Here is an 11,128-nt window from a genome sequence, read left to right on the forward strand (position 1 = left end):
GGTGGGGTGTTCGGCGTGGGGCGCCGGGAGGTCAGCGGCTGCGGCTCAGCGCCGCCCGCGCCGCGGGGGTCAGGGCGTCGCCGATGCGGTTCGCCAGCTCGGTCATCTCGTAGGAGACCTTGCCGACGTCGCACTGCGGGTCGGCGAGCACGAGCAGCGAGGCGCCGTCATTGAAGGCCATGGAGAACATGAACCCGCCCTCGAGCTGGGTGACGTTGGAGATCACCGCGCCGGCGTCGAAGAAGGCGGCCGCGCCGCGGAGCAGGCTCACCAGCCCGCTGCCGGTCGCCGCCAGCTGGTCGGCCCGGTCGGGCGGGAGCCCTCGGGTGGCGGCCACCATCAGGCCGTCGCTGGAGATGGCGATCGCATGGCTGACCTCGGTGGCGCGCTCGGCGAAGGCGTCCAGCAGCCAGCCGAGATCCTGGTGGTCGGTCACGTGCACTCCCTGTCGGATCAGTTGTTGATCAGATTGGGCCGGCGGCCGGCGACGCCCCGGGCGTACGCGGCCATCGCGGTGGCCACCCGGGCCGGGTCGCGGTGCTCGGAGCGCTGCCGCGGCACGGTGACGCCGCCCGGCACCAGGTGCTGCTGCGGCTGGCGCTTGGGCAGGCCGGAGGTGGTGGTGCCGGCGACCTCGGGCGCGTCGGCCCGGGCCGCCGTACGCCAGGCGTCGTCGGCGGGGCCGGCCCACGGCGTACCGTTCCCGCCGTCCGGCCGGTCGGCCTGGAACCAGTGGTTGACCTGGTGGAAGATGACGAGTTCCTCGGCGGGCGCGGCACCGCGGTCCGGCGCGGGCGCGGGCCGGTAGACCGGCGCCACCGGCAGCACCGGCTCGGCCGGCGGGCTGCCCGCCCAGGGCTCCGGCGCCGCCCGGTACGGCGTCGCCACGGCGGTCCGCGCCGCCCGCCGGGACGGCCGGGCGGCGGTGAGCAGGAACTCCTCCGGCGGCAGCGGCCGGATGATCGTCCCCGGCAGCGCCACCTCGGCGATGGTGCCGCGACGCGGGCCGGGGCGGAGCTGCACGGCCACGCCGAGCCGCGCGGCGAGCTGTCCCACCACGACCAGTCCCATCGCCCGCACGGCGGCGACGTCGACGGCGGGCGGGCGGGCGAGCAGGTCGTTGAGCTGTTGGCGGCGCTGCGGAGACAGCCCCACGCCCTCGTCGCTGATCTGGACGATCACCCGGTCGCCCAGGCTGCGGCCGGTCACCCAGGTCTCGGTCTCCGGCGGCGCGTAGCCGGTGGCGTTCTCCATCAGCTCGGCCAGCAGGTGCACGACCTCGTCGACGGACTCGGCGGCGACGGCGACGTCCCCGTCGACCAGGCCGAGGCGGATCCGGGCGTAGTGCTCGATCTGGCTCTGCGCCGCCTGGAGCACCTGTTGCAGCGGCACGTCGTGGTGGCGGACCCGCCCGACGCCGACCCCGCCGAGCACCAGCAGGCTCGCGTTGATCCGCCCCATCCGGGTGGCCAGGTTGTCCAGCGTGTAGAGCTGGTGCAGCCGGTCGGGATCGGTCTCGTCCCGCTCGACCTTGTCGACCTGGGCCAGCACCGCGTCGACCAGCCGCTGCTCCCGGCGGCTGAGGTGGATGAAGATCTCGGCGGTGTTGGCCCGCATCACCGCCTGCTCGACCGCCGTCCGCACCGCCGCCCGGTGCACGGCGGTGAAGGCCTGCCCCACGTCGCCGATCTCGTCGTCGCTGGAGGGCTCCAGCGCGTCGGCGGCCTGCCGCCGGGCCAGCTCGTCGGGGTCCACGGAGGAGCTGTCCGGCTCCTGGAGCCGGGCCACGACCTGCGGCAGCCGCTCGAACGCGACGGCGTTGGCCGCGTCCCGCAGCCGGCGCAGCCGCCGGGTGATCTGCCGGGCCACCGCCCAGGTGACCAGCGTGGTCAGCAGCAGGGCCACCACGGCGGCCGCCGCCTCCACCGCCGTGCGCCGCCGCTGGTCCGCGTGCGCGGCGCGGACGTCGTCGAGCACCGCCGCGTCGACCCGCTGGCGCAGCTCGGCCAGGCGCACGGACCACTGCCGGGTGGCGGTCACCCAGGTGTCGAGGTCCAGCTCCAGCCGGCTGCCCGCGACGCTCCGGGACACCTGGTCCTGCATCCGTTGCAGCAGCAGCGCGCTCTCGCCGCTGCCGGCCTGCTCCCACCAGCCCCGCCAAGCGGGCCGGGCGAGGGCCAGGAAGGCGAGGCTCGACTCGGTGAAGCCGGTCCGGGCGGCGGTGATGTCCTGCTGCATGGCGGGCGTCAGCTGGTCGGCCGCGACCGCGCGCAGGACGGCGACCTGCTGCTGACCGACCGCCTCGGCCACCTTGGACAGCGCCGCCGAGGCCCGGATCCCGTCGGCGATCCGGGCGTTGACCACGCCCAGGGTGACGCTCTCGCGGAGGCTGAGCAGGTCGGCGATCGCGATCCGGTAGCTGAAGGTCATCGCCGACACCGAGGCGCGCTCCGCGGTGCGCACCTGGGCGCGCAGCGGCGGCAGGCCGGCCAGCGCCGCGTCGATCCGCGGCAGGACGGCCTGGTCGGCGGCGGAGCCGGCGGGCAGCTTCGCCCGCTGCCGGCGGTAGTGGGCCACGGCCGCGTCGGTGGCGGTGGTGGCGTCGGCGAAGGCGTCCTGCTGCTCCGGTGCGCCCCGGGTGAGCAGGTCGGCGGCGACGATGCGCTCGTTCTGCAGCCGGTGGGCCAGGTCGCCCGCCTCGGCGCCGAGCTGGGCCAGCAGGCCGAGGTCGCTGGCGCGGGTGGTCTGCCGGGCGCTCTCGGTCAGCGCCAGGCCGGCGAAGCCCAGCACGGCGACCAGCGGCGCCGCGACGATGAGACGCATCCGGGCGGCGATCTTCCAGCCGCGGCGGCGGGTCGGGTAGGCTCGGGCCACGTGGGACCTCGTGCTCGACGCCAAGGCTGACTCCCCGCACTCATCTACAAAGGTCTATCTGCATTTGCGGATTGCACGTCTCATTGCGCCGGAAGCCGTGCGCCCAGACCAGCCCTCGCGGTGGTACAAACAGGCCGTACCAGCATCTGTACCCAGAGTTGCCAGCACCGACGGGCCGCGCCGGCCGGTGCGGGCCGCGGCGATCAGGACCGGCCGGGCGACGGCGGGTGGCCGTCCACCTCCGGCTGGCCGAGCACCTGACCGATCAGCTCCCGCAACTCGTCGATGGCGGCCACCACCGCCTCCGGATCGCGCGCGTCGCGCCGGGCGGGCGGCACCGCGTCCAGCCGCGCCACCTCGCCGAACCGGGGACCGCGCCGACCGTCCGCGGCCAACTGCTCCGCCGCCACCTGGGGCCACAGCGCCGCCAGCCGGCCACCCGTGCCGAGCACCTCGTCGCACCGGACGGCGAACTCCTGGCTGCCGAACCGGCGACCGGACTCGACCGCGGCGACCGTCTCCCGGCTGAACCGCACCCGCTCCGCCAGCGCCCGCTGGGTCAGCCCCTGGCGCGTCCGCCACCGGCGCAACTCCGCACGGAACCGGTGGCTGGCAGCGCAGTGAGCGGCGCTCGACGGGGGCGTGCGATCCATGTGCTCACCTTCGCGACGCCGGGTCGGCATCGTCATCAGATCGGGGTGGGGTGATGACTGGGCATTCGCAAGGGACAATTCTTAACCCATCGGCCGACGGGTGTGAAGACATGACTCCGCTCCGTGACGGCGTCCGCAGGTCAACGCCCCGCATGGCGCGGTCAGGCCGCCGGTCGCTCGACGGCGGGGGCCGCCCGCCCGCCGGACGGCACCGCGGTGTCGATGACCACCGGTAGGCCGCGGTGCGCCCGGAACGCCACGTTGGCTTGGTAGAACCGGCGGTGCCCGGGGGCCAGCCGCAGCCCCGGTACGGCCACGGCGAGCCGGGTGAGCGCCATCCCGGCCTCGATCCGGGCCAGTGCCGCGCCGATGCAGAAGTGCGGCCCGTGCCCGAAGGAGAGGTGGTCGTTCGCGTCGGTCCGCCCCGGGTCGAACCGGTCCGGGTGGGCGAACACCGCCGGGTCCCGGTTGGCGGCGCCGATCAGCAGCAGGCAGCGCGCCGCGGCCGGAATGGTCGCGCCGCCCAGCGTGACCGGCCGTTTCGTCACCCGCAGCCACCCGTCGATGGCCGGCGCGAAGCGCAGCGTCTCGGTGAGGAACGCGGGCACCCGGTGCGGCTCCGCCGCGATCATCGGCCACCGGCCGGGGTCCGAGAGCGCCTGGTCCAGCGCGTGGGCGAGCAGCCCGGCCGTGGTCTCGTGCCCGGCGACCAGGAGGTTGAACACGACGCTCGACACCTCGGCGACCGTGAGCACCTCGTCGTCGCCACCCCGGTACGCGAGCAACTGATCGACGTAGCCGTCGCCGGGCCGGCCACCGTCGAGCCGGTCCCGCACGAGGTCCTGGCAGTAACGCCAGAATTCCAGCAGGCCCCCGGCCAGCCGGACCTGTTCCGCCGGATCCGGCCGCCCCCAGACGAGGGCGATCTGGCCGTCCGCCCAGGCCCGGACGCGGCCGATGTCCCGCTCCGGCACGCCGAGCAGGTCGAGCAGGACCAGCAGGGGCAGCTCGGTGGTGAACTCCCGGACGAGGTCGACCTGTTGCCCGGCACGGGCGGCGAGGCGGGATACCAGTTCGTCGACCCGCCGCCGGACGATCCCGCCGTACCGCTGCTCGACCCGGTCGGCCGTGTTGGCGAGGGTGGCCCGCAGCGCCCGGCGGGTCCGCGGATGCACCGGCGGATCGGCGGCGGCGGTGGTGGGCGGGGCGTCGATCTGCATGATGACGGCCAGCGCCTCCGGGCAGACGTCGTAGACCGGCGCGAGGGTGAGGGTGTTGCCGAAGCTCTCGGTGTCGCCGAGCGCGCGCCGCACGTCGGCGTGCCGGGTGATCAGCCACAGCCCGAGGTCCTCGTCGTGGTGCACCCCGCCTGGGGAGTCGAGGAGCCGCCGCCACACCTGCGCCGGGTCGGCGAGATACGCGCCGGCGAACGGATTCCACCGCATGACCGCCTCCTGAAATGGCGACCCGGCGACCCCTCGGGTGCCGGCACCTTTCACGGTGCGCCCCTCGTCGAATCAAGTCAAGATTTGCGAACGTCAATGGGTTTGCCCTGGGAATTGCATTCTTGCGGTCTTGTCAATTCCTGGCTCATATGCAACTTGCGGCCCGCTCATTGCGCACCGATTCTCGCGATGAGCAGCGTGAACGACCTTACCGTGAGACGTGGCTAAAGATGTTTGCCACCCACTCATTCCATTTGCGCTCTCGAAAAATACGCTGACCGGCCGTCAAGAGCGCGGAGCCGTCCCACGGCGCCCCCACCAGATACCAGCCGGGCGCTGTCACGCTCGCATCGTGGCAACCGTCGCGCGCCGAAGCGGTGGTATGCGCCGGCCGGCCCGGCTCCGGACGGAACCTCGCCCGTGTGAGGATGCGGGTCATGCGTGCGGTGATCTTCGACCAGTTCGGTGCCCGACCCGAGGTCCGCGAGGTGCCGGACCCGGTGGCGCCGCCCGACGGCGCGGTCGTCCGGGTCGAGGCGACGGGGTTGTGTCGCAGCGACTGGCACGGCTGGCAGGGACACGACCCCGACGTCCGCCCGCCGCACGTCCCCGGGCATGAGTTCGCGGGTGTGATCGCGGCGGTCGGCGCGGACGTCCGTGGCTGGCGGCCCGGCGACCGGGTCACCGCGCCCTTCGTCTGCGCCTGCGGGCGGTGCCCCGCCTGCCTCGCGGGCGACCAGCAGGTCTGCGAGCGGCAGACGCAGTCCGGCTTCACCCACTGGGGCTCGTTCGCCGAGTACGTGGTGGTGCGGCACGCCGACGTCAACCTGGTCGGGCTTCCCGACGAGTTGGACCACCCGACGGCGGCGGCGCTCGGCTGCCGCTTCGCCACGGCGTTCCGGGCCGTGGTGAGCCAGGGGCGGGTGGCCGCGGGCGAGTGGGTGGCGGTGCACGGCTGCGGCGGCGTGGGCCTGTCGGCCGTGATGATCGCGGCAGCCTGCGGGGCGCGGGTGGTGGCGGTCGACATCTCCCCCGGCGCGCTGGAACTCGCCCGGCGCTGCGGGGCGACGGTCTGTCTGGACGGCGGCTCGCTCACCGGGCCCGGCGCGGTGGCTGCGGCCGTCCGGGAGGCGACGGGCGGCGGCGCCCACCTGTCGCTCGACGCGCTGGGCAGTCACGCCACCTGCGCGGCGTCCGTCGAGAGCCTGCGGCGGCGCGGCCGGCACGTGCAGGTCGGCCTCCTCCCCGTCGCGCAGGGCCGTCCGGCGCTCCCGATGGAGCTGGTGATCGCGTACGAGCTGGAGTTGCGCGGCAGCCACGGCATGGCCGCACACGCCTACCCGGAGCTGCTCCGGCTGGTCACCGCCGGGGTGCTGCGCCCCGGCGAGCTGATCACCCGCACCATCGGCCTCGACCAGGTGCCGGACGCGCTGACCACCATGGACCGGCCCGCAGCGGCCGGAATGTGCCTCATCGAGCCCCGCTGAGCGGACCGCCCGACCGGGGCCGCGGACCGATCCGCCCCGAGGGGTGGACCGGTCCGCGGCCGAGCCGCTCAGCCGACGGTCACCGAGACGGTCCGCGGCGGCTGCTGGAGCTGCCCGTAGTTGTCGACGCCGCGGATCGAGACGGTGTAGGTGCCCGCCGGAATCACCGGCGAGGTGTACGCGAAGTTCGATCCCGGGGAACCCGGGCTGGTCAGGAAGGACGCGATCCAGGGGAAGTTGCCGGGGGTGCCCGGCGTGCTGAAGGTGCCGGCGGCGTTCATCCCCTGACCCGCGCTGTTGGAGATCTGGATCTCCACGCGGAGCATCCCGAGGTCGTCGACGGCCCGTCCGCTGACCACGATCCGGCCGCCGGTGTAGGCCTGACCCTCCACCGGGGTGATGCTCGGCTCCAGCCGCGGATCGAGGTCACCGGGGTACACGAGGTACCGCGCGGTGGCGCCGGAGGTGGAGCCGTCCTGCTGGCCCGCCGTGTCGACGGCCCACGCCTCGACGCTGTACTCGCCCTTGGTCGGCAGGTCGATCGACAGGCTGAACGCGGTGCTCGTCGCGCCCGGCGCGGCCAGCGTGGCGTTGACCGTGGCGAAGGCGGCGGCCATGGTGCCGTTCGGCTGCACGTACCGGCCGGTGTCCAGGTCGCGCAGCGCCACCCGGACGCTCTGCACGCCCTTGTCGTCGGTCGCCGTGCCGGCCAGGTCGAGGTGCAACCGGTCGACGTTCTGGTCCACCCCGGTGAAGCTCAGCAGGCCGTTCGGGAACGCGTCGCCGGGCACCTGCGCGGTGACGCTGAGCCGGCCCAGGTTGGTGCTCGACGTGGTCAGGCCCAGGCTGTCGGTGGCCCGTACCCGGAAGTCGTAGACACCCGGGGTGAGCGGCACGGTGGTGAAGGACCACGAGTAGGACGCGGCGTCGAGGTTGGTCGGCGAGATCCGGTGGTAGGCCGCGACCGAGTCGGCGCCCCAGGTGCCGTCGGCGGCCAGCGCCTCCCGGGTGGTGTTGTTGCGCAGGTAGATCTCGACCGACTTCAGCGCGTCGTCGTCGTTGGCCGTGCCGGCGAAGGTGATCGCGGCGCCGGGCGCGACGGTGATCGGCGCGGCCGCGGTCGGCGGGGTCATCGGTACGGGCGCGCTGATGGCCACCGTCGGCGGGACACCGGTCGACGAGACGGTCCAGTCCCGGGTGTCGCCGCGCAGGTCGCTCTGGCCGGCGGTGTCGACCGCGGTGGCGCTCATCTTCCACTGGCCCTCGATCGGCAGGGCCACCTCGAACTGCCAGGTGGTCGACAGCGCGCCGATCACGTCCGGCTCGCCGCGGAAGGTGTTGTAGACGGGGGCGACCGTCCCGTCGTCCTGGAGGTACCGGTTGTCCGAGGTGCGGAACGAATAGATCAGCGAGCCGACGCCCTTGTCGTCGGTGGCGGTGCCGGTGGCGACGAAGCTCTTCGTGGCCAGCAGGCCACCGGGCGGCGAGTCGATCCGCGTCGACGGCGGCAGGTCGTCGAAGCGGAAGGCCTCGATCTTCTTGACGGCCTTCGTGGCGTCACCGACGCCGTCGCGGCCGAACGTCTTCGCCTGGATCTGGTAGACGCCGGAGGGCAGCGACACCGGCAGCGTCCACGTGGTCGAGGCGGTGTTCACCGCGGCGACCGTGGCGTTGATGGTGTTGGCGGCCCCCCAGGTCTTGAGGTCGTCCTGCAGGTACTGCTTGGTGTTCCGGTTCTGAATCTCGATCTGGACGCGGCTGACCCCGGCCGGGGTGAGCGCCTGGCCGCCGAGCGTGAACGACTCGTTGGCCGGCTTCACGGCGCCCTCGATGGGCGTGACGATGGTGGTGTCCACCGCCGCCGGCGCCGGCGCCTTGGACAGGTCGAAGAAGCCGACCCGGCCGACCGTCTTGCCGCCCTTGACGTTGCCGTCGCCGCCGACGAGGAGACCGCGGGAGGTGGCCAGCATGGCCTTCTCGCCCTCGTACGAGTTGGAGCCGGGGTTCCACTCCAGGGCGGTGCCGGTCTTGGGGTCGAGCGCGCCGAGGTGGTCGCGGCGGACCACCTGGTCGCCGAGGCCGTAGCCGCTCAGGCCCTGGCCGGTGCCGTACCCGACGTTGTCCAGGCCGGGCCAGGGCACGTTGGAGGTCGGCGACTCCTGCCAGCTGAAGTGGCCGCCGACGTACACCGCGGTGGCGGTGATGGCGACCGAGTAGACGCTGTCGAAGTGCCGCGACACCCAGAGCGGCTGGACGTTGTCGGCGCCGGTGAGCGGGTACGCGATGGCGGTGTCGTTGATCGGCGGGCGGTCGCCGCCCGAGCCGCTGGTGACGACGAAGTAGGAGTCGTCCGGCGCGATGTCACCGGCGAACACCCGCTGGATGCCGCCGACGAAGGAGAGGTTGTCCTCCCACAGCCGGGTACGCCACGGCAGCAGGGCCTTGGTGGCGGTGTTGACCAGGGCGACGCCGTAGCGGTCCTGACCGGCGATCTGCCGGCCGGTGTGGACGACGAGCAGCTTGCTCCGGTCGTGGGTCAGCTTGAGCTGCTGCACGGTGAGCATGCCGCCGACGCCGATGCCGCCGGTGAGCGGCAGGTTGAAGCCGGTGTCCACCGCGCCCGTGGTCGGGTTGAGCGCGACCAGGCCGCTGCGACTCACCCCGTTGACCGTGCTGAACTGCCCGCCCACGTAGACCGCGGTGCTGCTCACGGCCAGCGCGGTGGCGCGGGCGTTCGCGGTCGCGGTGAACGCCGCGATCGGCGCGCCGGTGGTCGGGTTGAGCCGCACGATCTTCCGCTTGGTGACGCCGCCGACCGTGTTGAAGGATCCCGCGACGTAGAGCGACGACCCGTCGGGCGACGCCTCGACGGCCTCGACGGACCCGTCGAACGTCGGCTTGAAGCCGGTGTCGACCTTTCCGGTGTCCAGGTTGTACGAGGCCAGCGACTTCTGCCCGATCGTCGTCCCGCCGACGTTGGCGATCGAGGTGAACGTGCCGGCGATGAAGACCCGGTTGCCGATCACCTCCAGGTCCTTGATCTCGCCGTTGGTGATCCTCGGCGTGTCGGTACGCGGCGCGCTCGGCACCAGCCGGGTGTCCCCCGGCACCGCCTGCGCCGTGGTGGCGACCGTACGCGCCGCGCCGAGCGCGGCGCCGCCGCTCATCGCCGCCGCGCCGGTCCGTACGGTGGTGCCGGCGTTCGTGGCGGTGAGCTTGGTGGCCACGGTGCCCGCGACCGCCGGTACGCCCATCACCACGACGGCCCCGGCGACCAGACCCGCGACGGTGCGACTCCAGACCTGCATCCAGTCAACTCCCTGTGAACGCCCGAGACGGCACCACCGGGTCGGTCCCCGGCAACGTCCACCCGCCCGCGTGCCGGACGTCACCGTAGAAGGCAAGGTCTTTGCGCGGTACCGCGCCGCACCGGATTCCACCGCACGACACCAATTCCGGCCGCACCGGCGGGCCGCACCACCTACGGATCCAGACCCGCTCCCCCGATCGGACGGCGGGGCCCTGCTCAGCGGAGCCCCGGCCGGCTGATCGGCGGATCAACCGGCGGGATCGATGTGATCCCGCCAGGAGTGTCGCGGCTCGTAGCCCAGCACCCGCCGGGCCTTGTCGATGCTGAGCAGGGTCTCGTGCTCGCCGAGTTCCCGGCGGACCTCGACGTCCGGGTAGACCTCGGCCATCAGGCTGGCGCTGGACCTGGTCATCACGGTGTCCGCGTTGGCGATGACGAAGACGTCGGCGCCGGGACGGTCGTGGGCGAGCGCCCGCTCGACCGCCTGGGCCCCGTCGCGGGCGTCGATGTAGCCCCAGAGGTTCCAGCGGCGCAGCCCCGGGTCGGCCTGGAAAGCGGGGAACCCCGCGTAGTCCTCGACGTCCATCACGTTGGAGAAGCGCAGGCCGACCATGACCAGCTCCGGGTCCCAGCGGCAGAAGTGCCGCGCCATCTCCTCCTCGAGGGCCTTGTTCAGCGAGTAGGTCGACTCCGGGCGCGGCGGGTACTCCTCGTCGACCGGCGCGTACGGCGGCTTGGTGTCGAACGGCAGCCCCAGCACTGTCTCGCTCGACGCCCACACCACCCGCTTGATCCCGGCCGCCCGGGCCGCGGCGAAGACGTTGTAGGTGGCGGCCGAGTTGTTCGCGAAGGTCACCGCGTTGGGCAGCAGCCCGGGCGCCGGGACCGCCGCGAGATGCACCACCGCCTCGACGCCGCCGGCGTGCTCGTCGGCGCCGCCGGTGAACGCCTCCACCACCTGCCCGTAGTCGGTGAGGTCGACCAGGAGGAACTCGCCGTCGACGTCGCGCGGGTCGCGCCCGCCGGCGCGGTCCACCGCGAGCACGTCGACGCCCGCCGCGCGCAGGTGCGCGACCACGGCGCGACCGAGCTTGCCGGCGGCGCCGGTGACGACGACACGCCTGGGGACGGTGGGCGGCACAGGGTCGGTCATGACCACATCCTTTCCTGCCGCGCCGCGTGCCGCACGCGCGGCCCGGCACTTCCCGCGCCCGGTCGGGTGGAAACGGGGCCATGCGCACTATCCGCGCCCATTACAAAACTGCCTCCGAAATGGAGATAGGGGCGGCGCAGATACGTAGAAGAGGCCATCACCCATCGATCCGGTCAATCGTCCGCCTCCGGACATTCACCGGCCCC

At 73.4% G+C, this 11,128-nt stretch carries 7 protein-coding genes; 1 reads left to right on the plus strand and 6 read right to left on the minus strand.

What is annotated here, in order from left to right; all coding sequences use genetic code 11:
• Window positions 1–31: 31 nt before the first annotated feature.
• The 4 genes from AB0F68_RS05815 to AB0F68_RS05830 all read right to left on the minus strand — a co-directional run bounded on the left by AB0F68_RS05815 (window position 32) and on the right by AB0F68_RS05830 (window position 4,972).
• Window positions 32–436, minus strand: coding sequence for a roadblock/LC7 domain-containing protein (locus AB0F68_RS05815; RefSeq protein ID WP_121398599.1), 405 nt, complete (start codon window positions 434–436; stop codon window positions 32–34).
• Between the two features lie 17 nt (window positions 437–453).
• Entirely contained in the window at window positions 454–2,874 is a 2,421-nt protein-coding gene (locus AB0F68_RS05820; RefSeq protein ID WP_357333204.1) for a nitrate- and nitrite sensing domain-containing protein, read from the minus strand.
• Window positions 2,875–3,077: 203 nt separating this feature from the next.
• A complete protein-coding gene (locus tag AB0F68_RS05825; protein ID WP_357333205.1) occupies window positions 3,078–3,527 on the minus strand; it encodes a helix-turn-helix transcriptional regulator in 450 nt (149 codons plus the stop codon).
• Window positions 3,528–3,688: 161 nt separating this feature from the next.
• Window positions 3,689–4,972, minus strand: coding sequence for a cytochrome P450 (locus AB0F68_RS05830; protein WP_357333206.1), 1,284 nt, complete (start codon window positions 4,970–4,972; stop codon window positions 3,689–3,691).
• 437 nt (window positions 4,973–5,409) lie between these two features.
• Here AB0F68_RS05830 and AB0F68_RS05835 point away from each other — a divergent pair, with 437 nt between their 5' ends.
• Window positions 5,410–6,459 carry a zinc-dependent alcohol dehydrogenase family protein gene (locus tag AB0F68_RS05835; RefSeq protein ID WP_357333207.1) on the plus strand — a complete coding sequence of 350 codons (1,050 nt, stop codon included), beginning with the start codon at window positions 5,410–5,412 and terminating at the stop codon, window positions 6,457–6,459.
• A gap of 68 nt (window positions 6,460–6,527) precedes the next feature.
• Here the strand turns inward: AB0F68_RS05835 and AB0F68_RS05840 are convergent, their stop codons facing one another.
• Complete coding sequence (locus AB0F68_RS05840) at window positions 6,528–9,767, minus strand: hypothetical protein (protein WP_357333208.1); 3,240 nt, start codon at window positions 9,765–9,767, stop codon at window positions 6,528–6,530.
• Between the two features lie 249 nt (window positions 9,768–10,016).
• On the minus strand, window positions 10,017–10,922 hold the full coding sequence (locus tag AB0F68_RS05845; protein ID WP_357333209.1) for an NAD(P)-dependent oxidoreductase: 906 nt from the start codon (window positions 10,920–10,922) through the stop codon (window positions 10,017–10,019).
• Window positions 10,923–11,128 lie beyond the last annotated feature (206 nt).

Origin of the sequence: Micromonospora sp. NPDC023966 (assembly GCF_040639095.1) — a bacterium.
Lineage (GTDB): Bacteria > Actinomycetota > Actinomycetes > Mycobacteriales > Micromonosporaceae > Micromonospora.